Below are 15517 nucleotides of genomic sequence, written 5' to 3'. Positions count from 1 at the left end.
TCCCCCCCCCCCCCCCCCCCCCCCCCTCCCCTTCGGGGCTGCCCCTCCCCCCCCCCCCCCCCCCCCCCCCCCCCCCTCCCCCCCCCCCCCCCCCCCCCCCCCCCCCCCCCCCCCCGCCGCACGACTTCGAGAGGGAACGACATGTTGTCGATGCGTCTACGCCTGGACGACCTTCGGGAGCCGCAGTGGAGATCGGAAGGTGGCCGTTGGATCAGTGGTGAGAGCTGGATCGAGTCCGCGAACGTGTCAGCACTGGTCATGGAGGTCAACGACGACCATGCGCCGCGTGTGCGGGTTCGTGTGAGGGAGTGCAAGCGGGACGAGGCTGATTACGTCGTACTCGACATGGCGCCCGGAGAAGTCAGGCTGGCGGCAGGCGTCTTCGGCACGGCCCCGCTGTACCTGGTGGAGCAGCCAGGCGAGCTGCGCGCCTCATGGGACCTGACACTGCTGCGGCCGCATCTGCGCGCCGACCGTCTGGTGCCGCGAGTCGTCGCCCGCACGCTGACGCGGCAGCACCGCTACACATCCGAGACGGTGTTCGAAGGTGTCTACCGCCTGACCGAGAGGGCAGCGGCTACGTTCACCGCCTCGGGGCTCAGCATTCGCTATCCGGAGCCTGCCGAACACGTACTTGAGCCGCGTACGATCCGGCCTGGAGTTGATCCACTCGTGGCTCTGGACGGGTTGCTGACCGACGTGATCCGCCAGGCCCCGACGGCAACCGGATGTGTGGGTGTCGAACTGTCCGGCGGGGCGGACTCCGGGAACGTCGCCTTGTCCGTGAAGACAGCCTGCTTCCCCGAGGTGCACAGCTTCGGCTTGCTCGTGGGAGGAAGCACCGGCAGGCAGCAGTACGCGCGGCGTCGAGCCCTTGTGGAGCACTGTGGCTTCCGGGACGCGGCCACTCCCGCCATGCGGCACCCGCCCTTCGGCCCCGGAGGCGTACGCGCTCTGTGCAGGCCGCACGATCCGGCGGGAGCCTTTTACCAGGAGGCGTTCGATGTCGTGCGAGAGCAGGCTGCCGCCCGGCGGTGCGAGGTCATGTTCACGGGTAGCGGCGGGGACGAGATCAATGCACACCACTCCAGGACGCAGGCCGAACTGCCGACGCCCCAACCCGTACCGTGGCTCGGCGGCAAAGCAGTCCGCGCGCTCAGCGAGGTGAACGAGCACCTGGCGCCCATCCCGGTGCTGCCCGTGCCGACCCTGATGGCGTTCGGAATGCACAATCCCGGATTCCTCAGGGCCGGGATCTGGCCGGTGAGCCCGCTCGCACACCCACGGATCGTTCGGTTCATGGAGCAGCTGCCGCACGAACACAAGCGGGGCAAGGCTCTGTTCCGCGAGCGGATCAGGCGGGCCGGGCTGTCCGAGAGAGTGGCAGCGCCGACCGAACCGGAGAACTTCCTGGCCGTCCTGGAAAAGGGGCTGCGGTCGTACGGTTTGCCCGCGCTGGACGGCATGCTGAAGGAGTCCATTCTGGTGGACCTCGGCTACGTTGGCGGCAAGGCGCTCGCCGAGGCGCGGAGGGACGCCGACGCCGCCCCTGTCGTTCCCGATCTGCTGTGCGATGTGCTCGCCCTGGAGATCGGACTGCGAAGCCTCATGTGACCAGCCCCAGCACGGAAGCCGAACACGTGGAAGCCACCAATCTCCTGTACCGCGATCCGGCCCTCTATGACCTGGTCCAGTCCGACAGCACGAGCGCCGGAATGTGCCAGGCCCTGATCGAGTCGCACCGACCGGACGCCCGGACCCTGGTCGACTTCGGATGTGGTACCGGCCGGGACCTGGAGATCCTCGCCAAGCGCTTCGAGTGCATCGGCGTGGACCTCCAGCCCGGCATGGTCAACCACGCCCAGCAGGCCCGGCCGTGGCTGGACATCCGCACTGGCGACATGCGCACCGTACGACTCGGTGAGCGCATGGATGTAGTGACCTGCATGGGCAACAGCCTCGCCTACGTGCACGACAACAACGAGATCAGCCAGGTCTTCACCACCTTCGCGGCCCACGCCCGGCCGAGCGCCCTGCTTGTGCTGTACTCGCCCATCGCCCCGATCACCCGGACCGAGCCGACCACCGCCACGGTCGACACCCCGAAGGGACCGGCTACCGTGACCATCCGGCATGAGTGGGACCTGCGGACCCAGATCAACACCATGCACCGGCACTGGATGCTCTCCTCGGGCGACGAGGCCGAGGACGAGATCCGCAGGCGCGTCCTGTTCCCCCGCGAGTTGGAGCGCTACGCGGAGAGCGCCGGCTTCGAGATCCTGGACATGCTCGACGGCACAGGAACGGGACTCACCGGCCCGACCGCATGCACGGTGGCCCGATACACCCGGCGATGACGGGCGGGTGAGGTGAGACCGATCAGCGCTGTGACAGGTCGGGCCTCCCCCGCATGGGCTGAGGAGTGTACGCATGGCACCCCGAAACCGGACCGCGCGCCGACCGGCCTTGAGGTCCGGTCGGCGCGTCCGGCGAACCGCTGACGTCGGTGGGTTCAGGAAGCCGGGACCAGCGCCGGGACCGTCAGACGGACCGGGAGGCTGCGGTGGCCGTTCATGATGAAGGTCGGGAGGGGCTGGAGCTCCTCGCGGGGGACGGCGAGCGACAGGTCCGGGAAGCGTTCGAAGAGGCGGGACAGGCCGGTGCGGGCCACCAGGCGGGCCACGCCCACGCCGAGGCAGTAGTGCGGGCCGAAGCCGAAGGACAGGTGCTCCTTGTCCGCGCGGGTGAGGTCGAAGACGCCGGGGTTGTCCGGGTGCAGCCGCGGATCGCGGCCCACCGCGCTGTAGTTGACCAGGATCGGGTCGCCCTTCGGGATGGTGACGCCGTCGAGCTCGATGTCCTCGGCGGCGTAGCGCAGCGGCAGGTGCGCCAGCGGCGACTCCACGCGCAGCGTCTCGTCGATGACGTCGTCCCAGGTGGCCTGCCCGGAGCGGACCAGTTCCAGCTGCGCGGGGTCGGACAGCAGCGCGGTGATGGCGTTGTCGAAGAAGTTGATGGTGGTCTCGGAGCCGGCCCCGAGGATCGCGAAGATCGTGTCGGTCAGCTCGTCCTCGGACAGTCGCGAGCCGTCCTCGTCGCGGGCGGCCACGAGGTCGCTGGTGATGTCCTCGCCGGGCTCGCGCCGCTTGTCGGCGATCAGGTCCGCCATCGCGCCGCGCCAGCCAGCGAGCACGGCCTGGGCCTGCTCGGGGGTGATGGTGGTGTCCACCATGGCGTCGATGACCTTGGCGGTCTTGGCGCGGGCCTCCTCGGGCATGCCGATCAGGTCGGCGACCAGGCGCGCCGGCAGCGGGTAGGCGAACCGCTCGCGCAGGTCCACCACCTCGCCGGGCGCGGCCTGGGCCAGGCCGTCGAGGAGCTGGTCGGTGAGTTCCTCCACGCGCGGGCGGAACGCCTCCGTGCGGCGCGGGCTGAACGCCTTGCCGGTCAGCTTGCGCAGCCGGACGTGGTCCTTGCCGTAGGCGGTGACCATGTTGTCCATGGCCACCCAGCTGATCAGCTCCCAGTCGGGCCGTATCTCACCGCTCTGGAAGGCGGGCCAGTGGTTGCGGGCGCTCTTGGTGACCCGCGGGTCGCCGAGCACCTTCTTGATGACGTCGTGGCCGTTCAGCGACCAGGCGAGGACGCCGCCGGGCAGTTCCACCTGGACCGCGGGTCCCTGGGCCCGCAGGACGGCGGCTTCACCGTGGATGTCCCGCCCGGTGGTGTCGAGGGCGAAGGGGCAGCCTTGCTCCATGGGATTTTCCCTGTCTTCAGAAGGGTCGGGGGCGGTCACTGACCGGTGCCGAAGTGGGCGCGGGCCAGCTCCCGGCCGGCGTGCGAGGCGAGGAAGACGCCGTTGCCGGCGTGGCTGTGCAGCATCGACAGGTCGCGCCAGACCCGTTCGACGCGCTCTCCGGCGCGTACGGAGCTGGAGCCCGCCGTCGGGAACAGCTGGCCCTCGACGGCCCGCCAGCACAGCCGGACCACCTCACGGCTGATGGTGGCCAGCCGCAGCTCCTCCTCGCGGGTGAAGGCCGCGGCGTCCTTCAGGCAGAGCTGCTCCCACTGCCGTACGGCCTCGGTCATCGCCGCGTCGGCGGTGGCGATCATGCCGGTGGCCTCGCCGAACCGGAACTGGAAGTCGGGGTCCTCGGTGCGCGGGACGATCGGGAAGAACGTGGTGGTGCGGGTGCGCATCAGCTCCTCGTACGCGTCCAGGGCACCCCGGGCCATGCCCACGGCCAGCGCGCCGAGCTCGAGCAGCATGAAACTGAGCGGTCCGCCGCCGTACTCGGGGCCGTGCAGGGTGCGCCCCGGCAGTTCGTCGGTGACCGGGATCTGGCTGAGGTGGCCGGGCAGGGTGCGGTGGGCGGGGATGCGGGCGCCCTCGATGCGGATGCTGTGCGAGCCGCTGCCCTTGAGGCCGAGCTGGTCGCCCCAGTCGTCCAGGCGCTCGAACTGCGCCCGCTCGGCGATGAACAGCATCGGCGCGGGCGGCTGCCCGGGGTCGCCGAAGACCAGGGTGTGGCCGATGAAGTGGGTGGCGTAGGGGGCGCCGGAGCAGTAGTTCCAGGTGCCCTCCAGCTGCCACGAGCCGTCCTCGGCGCGGGTCGCGCTGCCGGCGGGGGCCACCGTGGCCGGGCAGATGAAGTCGCCGCCGGCGAACAGCTCGGCCTGGGTGCGCTCGTCGAACAGGGTCGCGGCGACCAGGGCGTGGGCCGCGCCGAACAGGTACATCCAGCCGGTCGACGGGCAGCCGCGGGCCAGGGCCGTGGCGACCTTCATGAACGTCGCCGGGCCGAACTCGTAGCCGCCGTACCGGCGCGGGACCAGGATGCGGTAGAAGCCGGCGCGGGTGAACGCCTCGTGGGTGTCCTCCGCGTAGTAGCCGCGCCGCTCGGTCTCGGCCTGCCGGGCGGGCAGGCCGGCCGCCAGTTCCTCGGCGCGGGCGACGATCTCGTCCGGGGTGAGGTCCGGCTCGGGCACGGCGGCACGCGGCGCGAACGTCTCGGGCAGGGTGGTGGTCATCGTCGATCGGTCCTCTTGCGTCGAAGGGATCGCCTGCGGGGCGTCGAGGTCACAGGTGCGCCAGTGCCGTCTGCGGGGCGCCGGCCAGGACCGCGAGCAGGTCGCGGAACTGCTCCACCAGGCCCTGGGCCGTGCGCTCGTCGAAGCGGTTGTGGTCGAACTTCAGGCTGCCCGCGAGCTCGCCGCCGGGCAGGACGTCCATGGCCCACAGGCCGCCGTCCGGGATGGCCGAGCTGACCTGCTGGGACAGGGTGCGGCGGCGGATCTCGGTGAAGCGGGGGCCGCCCGTCTCGCCGCCGTCGAGCGGGAACGCCGACTGGAGCACCTCGAAGGCGACGACGGCGAGGAAGCCGTCGGCGAACGGCGCGAGCAGGGCGGGGCTGTCCTCGGCGATCCGGGCGAAGGGGATCTCGTTGCGGTAGGCGCCCACGCAGGCGGCGCGGGACCGGTCCAGGACGTCGGCGAGGCTGGCGCAGTCGCTCGTGTCGACGCGGATCGGCACGAAGTTGAAGAACGGGCCGACCGAGTCGGCGAACCGCTCCTCGTAGCGGCCGGAGGAGAAGGTCGGGAAGACGACGTCGGTGGTGCCGGTGCGCAGGCGCAGCAGCACGCTGTAGGCGGCGGCGAGCACCATGAAGGGGGTGCAGCGCTCGGCACGGGCGAACTCGACCACCTTCTTGGAGAGTTCGGCGTCGAAGACGAAGCGGTGCACGCCGTACGCGCTCGGCAGGTCCGCCTTGGCCGGCCGGTCGGAGGTGATGCCGGTGATCTCGGCTCCGGCGAGGCGCTCGCGCCAGTAGGCGCGGGCCCGGTCGGTGCGGTCGTTGTCGGCGTTGTCCTGCTGGTAGCGGGCGAACTCCTGGTACTGGGCCACCTCGCCCGCGTCGGGGGTGCCGCCGGCGGCACGGGCGCGGTAGGCGGCGACCAGGTCGCGCATCAGGACCTGGAGGGACCAGGCGTCGGTGGACGTGTGGTGGGTGGCCAGCACCAGGACGGCGTCGGTGGCGTCGAAGCGGCCCAGGAAGGCCCGCAGGTGCGGCAGTTCGCGCACCGGGAACGGGGCGGCGTCGAGGTCGCCCAGGAACTCCTCGGCTCGCAGGTCGCGCGAGGTGTCCGACGCGGGCAGGTCGGTGACCTCCAGGGCGACCGGCGCGGGCGGGTGCACGATCTGGTGGCCGCCCTCGTCGTCGCCGACCACGGCGGTGCGCAGCACCTCGTGCCGCTCGACCACGTCGTCGAGGGCGCGCTGGAGGGCGTCGGTGTCGACGGCGCCGGTGACGCGCCAGCCGCACACGAGGGTGTGCCGGTGGCCGAAGGCCCCGTCCGTCTCGCCCTTGTCGAAGGCGCGCAGGAACTGCTGGTTGTACGACAGCGGGATCCGCTGGGCGGTGCTGTCGTCGGTCTGCGGCGCTGCGGCAGTGATGCTCAAGGTGACCAATCCATTTCCCGGTCGTGGGCGACCGCGTCGTGCCCGGGTGGGCCTAGAGGGAGGCGGGCGTCATGTCCCGCAGCCGGGTTTCGAGTTCGGCGACGGTCGGGTGGCTGAGGATGTCCGCGGCGGACACCTCCACGCCCAGCTCCGCCGCGATGCGGCCGGCCAGCCGGATGGCCTGGAGGGACTCGCCGCCCAGCTCGAAGAAGCTGTCGTGGGGGCCGACCGCGTCGAGGCCGAGCGCGCGGGCGAACAGACCGCACAGCACCTGCCGGCCGGGCGTGAGCTCGTCGGGGTCCGAGGCCGGGGCGGGCGCGGGCCGCTCGGGTGCGGGCAGCGCGGCGCGGTCCAGCTTTCCGTTGGGCGTCAGGGGCAGGGCGTCGAGCACGACGAAGGCGGAGGGGACCATGTAGTCGGGCAGCAGGGCGGCGACCGCGTCGCGCAGGCCGTCGGCGGACACACCGGCGGGGCCCCGCACCACGTAGGCGACGAGCCGCTTGTCCTCGCCGGCGGCGTCGTCGCGGGCGACGACGGCGACGTCCGCCACGCCGTCCTGGCGGGCCAGGACGTGCTCCACCTCGCCCGGCTCCACCAGATGGCCGCGGATCTTGAGCTGGTCGCCGACGCGCCCGGCGAACTCCAGCTGCCCGTCGGGGGTGCGCCTCATCAGGTCCCCGGTGCGGTACATGCGCGTGCCGGACGGGTCGGTGACGAAGCGGTCCGCGGTCAGCTCGGTGTTGCGGTGGTAGCCGCGGGCCAGCCGGTCGCCGGCGACGTACAGCTCACCGGTCTCCCCGTCGGGCACGGGGTGAAGACCGGGTCCGAGGAGGCGGAAGTCCACGCCGTCCATCGGCCGGCCGACGGGGACGGGGCCGTCCGGCGGGCAGGAGGCGGTCATCGTGGTGTGCGCCGCGAAGGCGGTGAGTTCGGTGGCGCCGTACATGGCCCGTACGACGATGCCGGGGCAGGCGTCCAGTACGCGCCGCACGGCGGTCGGGGCGACGACGTCGCCGCCGGTGAGCACCTCGCGGACCGGGGCGAAGAGGTCGGGTGCCTCCTGGGCGAAGACGCGGAAGAGCCCGGCCGTCACGTGCAGGGCGGTGATGCCCTCGTCCGCGAGGAGCCGGCGCACGGTGCTCACGTCGGGCTCGCCCGGCGGGGCCAGGACGACCCGGCCGCCGCCCAGCAGCGGCACCCAGATCTCGTACGCGGACACGCCGAAGGCGTAGGGGGCCAGGGACAGGATCCGCCGGTGCGCCTCGCCCCAGGAGGGGTCGGCGGCGAACGCGAGCACCCCGCGGTGGGTGACCTCCACGCCCTTGGGTTCGCCGGTGGAGCCCGAGGTGTGGATGACGCAGGCCACGGCGTCGAGGTCGCCCGCCACGCCCGGGTCGGTGGCCGGGCAGGCGGCCACCGCCGGGTCGGTGGCGGGCTCGACGACCTCGCCGGCCCGGGGCAGTCCGCGCGTGCGCATCGCGGCGTCGGTCAGCAGGACGGGCGCGCCCGCGCGGTCGGTGATCTGCTGCATCCGCGCGAGCGGGTAGGCGCTGTGCAGGGGCAGGCATACGGCGCCGGCCTTCACCACGGCCAGCAGGGCGACGACGACCTCGGGCGAGCGTTCCATCAGCACGGCGACCGGGTCGCCCGGCCGCACCCCGAGGCCGATCAGCCGGTGCGCGAGCCGGTTGGCGCGCTCGTCGAGCCGGCGGTAGGTCAGGACGGTGCCGTCCAGGGGCGCCGAGACGGCCACCGCGTCCGGTGTCGAGCTCACCTGCGCGGCGAATCGCTGCTGAATCGATGTGCTGACCAAGGCGTTGTCCCATCCGATCGGCCCTCCGGGCTGCGGACGTCACCGTGCCGCCCCCGGCTCTGCCGGAACGGTCACACAGCGGCCGGAGGCGCGGCATCTCCTGGATTGCCGCGCCCCGCTCCGCCGCGCGCCTGGCGCGTACTTGGTCAGGTCGGGTGGCTCAGCCGATGTCGAGACCGGCGGTGAACCAGGCCTCGGCGGCCCGGATGCGCGCCTCGCACTCGGCCCGGTCGGCACCGGTGATCACGAACGCGGCGAGGAAGTCCCCGGAGTGCGAGGCCTCGGGCACCTCCTCTCCCACCTGGGCGTACGTCGTGTACTTCACGACGCCCGGCGGCAGCGTCGCCGGGTCGGGCAGGGCGCGCAGCACGCCCGGACGCTTGGTGAACAGCAGCTGTCCGGCGCTCCGCCCGGGGTCCGCACGGCCCTCGAGGTCCACGGGCAGGCCCAGCTGTCGGCGTACCGGGTACTCCATCGGGTCGAAGCCGAACAGGGCGCGCTGGACGTCGCGGACCCCTGCCCCGCCCGCGCGGGAGGCGGCCTCGCACAGGACGAGTTCGTCGTCGTCGGTGTGGAACACCTCGATGTGGAAGGCGAAGTGCTCGGGTCCGCCGAAGGCGTCCAGGAGCCGCTCGCCGAACTCGGTGAGCCTGCGGGCGACCGGGTCGGTGACGTCGAGGGCGATGTCGACCCGGCCCGCGCGGTCACGGAAGTTCGCCAGCGCGTACAGGTACCGGGAGGGCCACAGGGTGGCGATCCGCCCGTCCAGGACGGTGCCGTCGATGTGGCACATGGAGCCCTCGACGAACGTCTCGGCCAGCCACTGCGGCTCGCCGTCCGGGCCGGTCAGCTCGGCGGTGTCGAGCCAGGCGGCCAGTTCCTCCTCCGTGCGCAGGATGGCCAGGCCGATGGATCCGGCGCCGCGGCGCGGCTTGACCACCACGGGCAGTCCGTGGCGGCCGGCGAAGGCGGTGAGGTCGGCGGCCCTTTGCAGCAGGGCGTGGTCGGCGACCTTGATGCCGGCCCGCAGGGCGGCCTGCTTCATCTCCCACTTGTCGCGGTAGACCACCGCGCTGTCCAGCCGCTGCCCCGGGAGCCCGTAGCGTTCGCGCAGGGCGGCGGCGCGCTCGATGTCGACCTCCTGGCAGGCCACCAGGTCCGTGACGCCGTACTCCTCGATGAGCTCGGCGGCCCGTTCGGCGACGCGGGGGCTGTAGTCGTAGTCGGGCAGCACCTCGGCGTGCAGGTAGGGCGCGGCGGTGGGCAGTTCCTCGCCGAACAGGGCGAGCTGCTCGGCGGAGCCGAGCAGGACGAGCTTCTCCTCCCGCTCGGCGAGCCAGCGCTCGTAGGGGTTGGCCCGCAGGGAGCCTCGGTGCAGGACCAGGGTGGTCATGAGCTGTGCCCTTCGTTGAAGATGCTGACGTAGCGCTCGCCGGTGTCGGGCAGGATCGTGACGACGGTCTTGCCGGCGGACTCGGGCCGCCGCGCGAGGATGACCGCCGCGTACACGGCGGCGCCGGAGGAGACTCCCGCGAACAGTCCCTGCTCGCGCACCAGGGCGAGGGCGGTGGCCAGGGCCGCCTCGTCCGGGCAGGTGATCACCTCGTCGATGAGTGAGACGTCCGTGGTGGGCGACACGAATCCGCCGTTGAGGCCGGGGATGCGGTGGGTGCCCGCGAAGCCGCGGGACAGCACCGGGGAGTTCTCCGGTTCGACGGCGACGATCCGCAGGTCGGGGTTGCGTTCGCGCAGGTAGCGCCCGGCGCCGGTGAGGGTGCCGCCGGTGCCGACGCCCACGACGAGCACGTCGACGCGGCCTCCGGTGTCGGCCCAGATCTCCGGTCCGGTGCTCTCGTAGTGGGCGCGGACGTTGTCGGGGTTCTCGTGCTGGCGCACGTACCAGGACCGGGGGGTCGCGGCCTGGATCTCCTCCGCCTTGGCGATGGCCCCCGCGAACCGCTCGGCGCTGGGTGTCTGCACGACCTCGGCGCCGAGCGCGGTCAGCAGGCGGATCCGCTCGGGGGTGGCGCTGTCGGGCAGGACGACGATGCAGCGGTAGCCGCGCCTGGCGGCCATGGCCGCGAGCGCGATGCCGGTGTTGCCCGAGGTGGACTCCACGACGGTGCTGCCGGGGGCGAGATCGCCGCGCTCCTCCGCGCCGCGCAGCATCGCCAGGGCGGCGCGGTCCTTGCTGCTGGCGAAGGGGTTGGCGGATTCCAGCTTGGCCAGCACCTCGGCGCCGGGCGCGGCCCCGGTGACGGCGAGACGGACGAGAGGGGTGTCGCCGATGAGCTCTTCGAGCCCGGCGGCGACCTTGCGTTGGGTACGGACGGCGGTGGTCACGGCAGTCTCCAGGACGGGGCGGGGCGGACGGGAAGGGGGCGGTGCGCCCCGCGGCGGCTCACCAGGAGCCGGCCGAGGCGAGCAGGCGGACGGCGTCGAGGGCGGGCGGCGCGGGCTCCGCCGGGTGCGCGCCCACGGGGGCCGGGCCCGGTGCGGGGCGGACGACCGAGCGGGCCGCGTAGACGCGGGTGCCGGGCGGGATGTCGTGCGTGACGGTGGCCATGGCCCCGATCAGACAGTCGTCGCCGACCGTGACGGGACCGAGCACCGTGGCGTTGGCGCCGAGGACGACCCGGTCGCCGATCACGGGGTGCCGTCGTGCGCCGGGCGGGCGCGCGTTGTCGGCCCACCAGCCGACGGCACCCAGCGTGACCTGCTGGTAGATCGTCACGTCGTCGCCGACGACGGCCGTCTGTCCGATCACGACGGAGGCGCCGTGGTCGATGAAGACCCGCCGGCCGAGGGTCGCGCCGGGGTGGATCTCGACGCCGGTGCGGCGACGCGCGACACGGGCGACGAACCGCGCGGCCCAGCGGGTGCGCCCGCGGTGCAGCCGGTGCGCGACGCGGTGCGCCCACACGGCGGACAGCCCGGTGTGGCCCAGGGCCTCCCGGCGGCCGCCGAGGGACGGGTCCCGTTCGACGACGACACCGAGGTCCTCGCGCAGGGTGGTCAGCAGTCCTCGTCGTTCGGACATGGTGGTCAACTCCTCCTGGTCGGGCGCGGTACGCCGGCTCAGGCCGCCCGCAGCCCCTCCCGGGCCGCCGGGGCGACGTCGATACGGATCTCCTCGCGGACCAGGCGCTCGCACAGCCGGACCGCGCTGTCGGGGTCGGCGGCCGTCACCGCGACGCTGCCGAGCCGGTCCCAGTTGTCGCGCAGCTCCCGTACGGTGTCGCCGGGCCGGACCGAGACCTGGGCGAGCAGCACGTCGGGCCGGGCGGCGACCTCCTCGACGCCGTGGACGGCGGTCACGGTGCCGGGGCCGCGCAGCACGAACCGGGTGACGGCGGCGGCGCCGGGCTCGGGCGGGGCGTCCAGCGGCTCGGTCAGCCCCAGCGGCCAGGCGGCCGCGTAGGCGATCAGGTCGATGCCGTAGGCCGCCTGGACCAGCTCCGAGATGTGGCCGCCGCCGAGCCGGTTGTGGGACTCGATGACCATCGGGCCGCGGGCGGAGAGCCGGATCTCGGTGTGACTCGGCCCGTCGGTGACGTCCATCGCGGTGAGGAAGTCCTGGACCGCGGTGGTGAGCCGGTCCCGGTCGGTGTCGGAGAGCCGGGCGGGCACGACATGGCCGAGCTCGGCGAAGTGGGCGTCGTCGGTGAGCTTCTCGGTGATGGCGACGACGACGTGACGGCCGGCGAAGCTGAGCGACTCGACGCTGAACTCGGGGCCGTCGATGTAGGCCTCCATGAGGAAGCCGTCGACGGTGAACATGGTGGAGCCGCGGTCGGTGCGCCCGCCCCGCAGCCGCTCGATCCGCGCCCATACGGCGTCGAGGTCCCGCGGGCCGTCCACGCGCAGCAGACCGAAGCCGGCGGTCGTGGAGACGGGCTTGACGATGAAGGGGTAGCCGGCCCGCTCGCCGAAGGCGGCCAGGGAGGCGCGGCTGTCGGCGAGGCCGTGCTCGGGGACGGGCAGGCCGCTCTCGGCGAGGTGACGGCGCATCAGGTACTTGTCGCGCATCCGGCGGCTGGTCTCGTAGCGCCTGCCGTCGCCCAGCCCCCACAGGTCGGACAGCCGGCCGGCGGTGTTGAGGCCGGGTTCGGTGAGGGAGACCACCGCGTCGGCGCCGTAGACGGCGCGGGCGGCCTCGGCGAAGGGCAGTACGGTCTCCCAGTCGGTGTAGTCGACCATCAGCAGCGCGTGGGCGGTGCGGGTCTGGTACGGCGTGATCTTGTCGGGGTGCTGGATCAGGACGATCTTCGCCCCGAGCGCGGCGAAGCGCTCCACGTGGGCGTCGATGCCGCCGATCAGCAGCACGGTCGGGGCAGGGCTCAACGCGGTGTTCCCTTCGAGGTGGCGGCTTCGCGCACGTCGACGGCGAGCAGGGAGCGCACGCGGGCGACGCGCTCCTCGGCCTCGGCCGGTGACTGGGCGTCGACGACGACGTAGCCGTGGCGGGTGGCGGAGTCGGTGGTGGGCGGCAGTTCGTCGCCGGGGGCGAACGGGAAGTGCAGGGTGTGCACGTAGGGCAGGGCCCGTACGGCGTCCAGGCCGCGGACGTCCGCCAGCCGGCCCGGCGGCAGCAGGAAGAAGCCGACGGACGCCGTGTGCAGGGCGGTGGGCGGCTCGATGTCGGCGCCCGCGAGGACGCGGAAGATCTCCGCCTCGATGTCGTAGCCGGTGGCGGTCTCGATGAGGTGGGGGATGCGGTCGCCGCCCAGCCGTGTCTGGGACTCCACGACGCGCGGGCCGTGCTCGGTGAGGATCACCTCCGTGTGGGCGGGGCCGAAGACCAGGCCCGCGGCGTCGAGCAGCCGGGTCACCAGGGCGTGCACGGCGGCGCTGTCGGCGGGGGCGAGGGCGGCCGGATGGATGTGGGACGTCTCGACGAACAGCGGTGCGCCGGTGGTGCGCTTGGCGGTGATGCCGATGACGTGGTGGGTGCCGCCGGCGGACAGGGTCTCGACGCTGAACTCCGGGCCCCGCAGGTACTCCTCCACCAGATACGGGCCGGCGTGTCCCGCGGCGGCGACGCGCGCCGTCCACTCGTCGAGGTCGGCGGCGTCCTGGATCAGGGCGATGCCGCGGCTTCCGGACAGCCGGGTGGGTTTGACCACGACGGGCAGCGGCAGGCGCGACACCGCGGCGGCGACCGCCTCGGCGGTGGGGGCGAGTTCGCTGCGCACGGGCGAGATGCCGTGCTCGCCGAGCAGGGCGCGCAGCGCCGCCTTGTCGTTGAGGCGGTGCACCGCGGAGGCGGGGTTGGGCGACAGGCCGAGCGCCTCCGCCTCGGCGACGACCGGGCCCATGCTGCTCTCCGCGCCCAGGTGCAGCACGGTGCCGATGTCGTGGGCCCGGACGGTGGAGGCGATCAGGGCGCGCAGCCCGGGTTCGTCGGAGAAGTCGGTCAGCAGCAGTTCGCGGGCGTGCTCGGCGACCTGGTCGAGGTAGGCCCGCTCGCGCAGGGACGGGTCCCAGATCGCCCACACCTCGAACCCCGCCTGCGCGGCCTTGCGGACGAACTGGCTGTAGGGCATCACCATCAGCAACCGCTTGTTGGGCACGCCGTGTGTCATGCGGGGCTCCGTTCTCGTAGGGCGTCTGGCGACGGCCCACTCATCGTTTTCCGCACCACGGAAAGCGGCATCTTCACCCGTGCGCCGCGCTCGATCCGAGGCTGTGACCTGCGCGTTCATCCGACTTAGCCAAGTCGAACGGCGATGGGACGGCCGTGTGGGGACACGACGGCGCCCGGCTCCCTGGTGAAGGGAGCCGGGCGCAGTGGGGGTGGCTCAGCCCGTCAGCTGGCGTTGCAGGGCGAGCTCGGCGGCCGTCAGCGGGCGCTCGGGGCACAGCCGTTCGGGGTGCAGGGGCGCGGGGCCGGTGAGGGGCGGGCGCCGCTCGGGGAGCGGGACGGGGCCGATGAAGAGCCAGCCGAAGGCGGAGAGGGCTTCGTAGACGGGGCGCAGGAAGACGGGGCCGGACACGGGCCGGTTCACGGGTCGGTTCACGGGTGGGCCATCCTTGGGTCGGCGTCGGGTTCCGGGTGACCGTCACATCCGGTCGCCGCCGCGGGCATCCTCGGCCGTGCGGTGCTCGCCGGCCGCCTCCAGCGCGGCCCGCCCCCGTTCCCCCAGCTCGAGCAGCAGGGCGAGTTCGACGGGCACGGTGTCCTCGCCCCGGTGCAGCATCCGGGCGGCGGCGGCCAGCGCCGCGGCCGCCTTGTCGAGCCGGTCGGCGACCGGGCCGGCGTTGTGCGCCAGCAGGTCGCTGCCGGCGCCGGGACCGGTGGCGACGGCCCGTACCGCGCCGGCCAGCTCGTCGCCGGCGAGCGGCAGCAGAGCGGGGTCCACGTCCAGGAGCCCGCCGGCGAGGACGGCGGCCACCACGTAGGGCACGTGGGCGACGGCCGCCATGGCCCGGTCGTGTTCCGGCGGGCTCATGTCGCGGCGGACCGCGCCGCACAGGGCGACGAGTTCGGCGACCGTGGCCAGCGCCCAGCGGGGGGTGGTGTCGTACGGGCACAGGATCCAGGGCCGGCCGGTGAACCGGGAGGCGGACGGTCCCGTGGCGTCCCGGGCCGGCAGCGGGTGGCCGGGGACGTAGCCCTTGAGGTCGCAGCCGCGCAGCTCGGCCTCGGCGGCGACGATGTCCTTGGTCCCGGCGGTGTCGGTGCAGACGTGGCCCAGGCCCCGGGCCTGGGCCGAGTGCAGGACGTCGACGACGGTGGACGGCGGGGTGGCGACGACGACGATGTCGGCGGGCGGACGGGTGGGGGTCCACGGTGTGCCCGCGCCCAGCCGCTCCGCCTCGGCGACCGCGTCCGCGTCCTGGTCGGCGAGGGCCACCTCGACCCCGGCGCCGGTGAGGGCGAGGGCGATCGAGGTGCCCGTGTCGCCGCAGCCGATGACGACGGCGGTGCGCAGGAAGGCGGGTGTCATGTCAGCTCCTGGTCGGGTGCGGGCGGGACGGCTGGTGGGGAGCGGACGCGGGGCGCGGGGGCGGCAGGACGGACGGTGCCCGCCGCGGTCATCGGGTGACCGGTGACCACGGGGCGGACCGGTCTTCGTCTCTCCGCCGGGCGAACCGGTCCGGGCGGGACGGCTGGTGGGGAGCGGATGCCGGGCGCGGGGGCGGCCGGACGGACGGTGCCCGCCGCGGTCATCGGGTGACCGGTGACCACGGGGCGGACCGGTCTTCGTCTCTCCGCCGGGCGAACCGGTCCGGGCGGGACG

Annotated in this window: 13 protein-coding genes and 1 pseudogene; 2 read left to right on the top strand and 12 right to left on the bottom strand. The window is 73.4% G+C overall.

The window, feature by feature from the left end; genetic code table 11:
• The first annotated feature begins 243 nt into the window (after nt 1-243).
• Nucleotides 244-1614: an asparagine synthetase B family protein gene (locus ACZ470_RS39815; RefSeq protein WP_468434846.1), complete on the top strand. Its 1371-nt coding sequence runs from the start codon at nt 244-246 to the stop codon at nt 1612-1614.
• A complete protein-coding gene (locus tag ACZ470_RS39810) occupies nt 1611-2357 on the top strand; it encodes a class I SAM-dependent methyltransferase (protein ID WP_468434845.1) in 747 nt (248 codons plus the stop codon). Before ACZ470_RS39815 ends, ACZ470_RS39810 begins: the two co-directional genes overlap by 4 nt.
• Before the next feature lie 155 nt (nt 2358-2512).
• Here the strand turns inward: ACZ470_RS39810 and ACZ470_RS39805 are convergent, their stop codons facing one another.
• The 12 genes and pseudogenes from ACZ470_RS39805 to ACZ470_RS39750 form a co-directional block, all read right to left on the bottom strand.
• Nucleotides 2513-3757 (bottom strand): cytochrome P450 family protein, encoded by a 1245-nt coding sequence (locus tag ACZ470_RS39805; protein ID WP_468434844.1) that lies wholly within the window; start codon nt 3755-3757, stop codon nt 2513-2515.
• A 35-nt stretch (nt 3758-3792) separates the two neighbouring features.
• Complete coding sequence (locus tag ACZ470_RS39800; protein WP_468434843.1) at nt 3793-5031, bottom strand: acyl-CoA dehydrogenase family protein; 1239 nt, start codon at nt 5029-5031, stop codon at nt 3793-3795.
• A gap of 49 nt (nt 5032-5080) precedes the next feature.
• Entirely contained in the window at nt 5081-6460 is a 1380-nt protein-coding gene (locus ACZ470_RS39795; protein ID WP_468434842.1) for a condensation domain-containing protein, read from the bottom strand.
• A gap of 52 nt (nt 6461-6512) precedes the next feature.
• Entirely contained in the window at nt 6513-8234 is a 1722-nt protein-coding gene (locus tag ACZ470_RS39790) for a non-ribosomal peptide synthetase (protein WP_468434841.1), read from the bottom strand.
• A gap of 199 nt (nt 8235-8433) precedes the next feature.
• Nucleotides 8434-9666: an ATP-grasp domain-containing protein gene (locus tag ACZ470_RS39785; RefSeq protein ID WP_468434840.1), complete on the bottom strand. Its 1233-nt coding sequence runs from the start codon at nt 9664-9666 to the stop codon at nt 8434-8436.
• Nucleotides 9663-10616, bottom strand: a complete 954-nt coding sequence (cysK, locus tag ACZ470_RS39780; RefSeq protein ID WP_468434839.1) for a cysteine synthase A — start codon at nt 10614-10616, stop codon at nt 9663-9665. The genes ACZ470_RS39785 and cysK overlap by 4 nt, the downstream gene beginning before the upstream one ends.
• A gap of 58 nt (nt 10617-10674) precedes the next feature.
• Nucleotides 10675-11313 carry a serine O-acetyltransferase EpsC gene (gene epsC, locus ACZ470_RS39775; RefSeq protein WP_468434838.1) on the bottom strand — a complete coding sequence of 213 codons (639 nt, stop codon included), beginning with the start codon at nt 11311-11313 and terminating at the stop codon, nt 10675-10677.
• 38 nt (nt 11314-11351) lie between these two features.
• Complete coding sequence (locus tag ACZ470_RS39770) at nt 11352-12617, bottom strand: ATP-grasp domain-containing protein (protein ID WP_468434837.1); 1266 nt, start codon at nt 12615-12617, stop codon at nt 11352-11354.
• Complete coding sequence (locus tag ACZ470_RS39765; RefSeq protein WP_468434836.1) at nt 12614-13858, bottom strand: ATP-grasp domain-containing protein; 1245 nt, start codon at nt 13856-13858, stop codon at nt 12614-12616. Before ACZ470_RS39765 ends, ACZ470_RS39770 begins: the two co-directional genes overlap by 4 nt.
• Before the next feature lie 216 nt (nt 13859-14074).
• A complete protein-coding gene (locus tag ACZ470_RS39760) occupies nt 14075-14293 on the bottom strand; it encodes a DUF6059 family protein (protein WP_468434835.1) in 219 nt (72 codons plus the stop codon).
• 42 nt (nt 14294-14335) lie between these two features.
• Nucleotides 14336-15223, bottom strand: coding sequence for a prephenate dehydrogenase/arogenate dehydrogenase family protein (locus tag ACZ470_RS39755; protein WP_468434834.1), 888 nt, complete (start codon nt 15221-15223; stop codon nt 14336-14338).
• Nucleotides 15220-15517: pseudogene (locus ACZ470_RS39750) on the bottom strand (hypothetical protein); the annotation flags it as partial. The gene ACZ470_RS39755 and the pseudogene ACZ470_RS39750, both read right to left, overlap by 4 nt.

The sequence above is a fragment of the Streptomyces sp. NPDC031111 genome (genome assembly GCF_055570675.1).
Note: the sequence above shows the minus strand (reverse complement) of the source record. Positions and strands in the feature narration are given on the sequence as shown.

What these genes read in the sequence shown, in the direction of transcription:
- ACZ470_RS39785 (WP_468434840.1), bottom strand. Translation starts at nt 9,666, where the DNA reads ATGACCACCCTGGTCCTGCACCGAGGCTCCCTGCGGGCCAACCCCTAC.
- ACZ470_RS39765 (WP_468434836.1), bottom strand. Translation starts at nt 13,858, where the DNA reads ATGACACACGGCGTGCCCAACAAGCGGTTGCTGATGGTGATGCCCTAC.
- ACZ470_RS39800 (WP_468434843.1), bottom strand. Translation starts at nt 5,031, where the DNA reads ATGACCACCACCCTGCCCGAGACGTTCGCGCCGCGTGCCGCCGTGCCC.
- ACZ470_RS39755 (WP_468434834.1), bottom strand. Translation starts at nt 15,223, where the DNA reads ATGACACCCGCCTTCCTGCGCACCGCCGTCGTCATCGGCTGCGGCGAC.
- epsC (WP_468434838.1), bottom strand. Translation starts at nt 11,313, where the DNA reads ATGTCCGAACGACGAGGACTGCTGACCACCCTGCGCGAGGACCTCGGT.
- ACZ470_RS39805 (WP_468434844.1), bottom strand. Translation starts at nt 3,757, where the DNA reads ATGGAGCAAGGCTGCCCCTTCGCCCTCGACACCACCGGGCGGGACATC.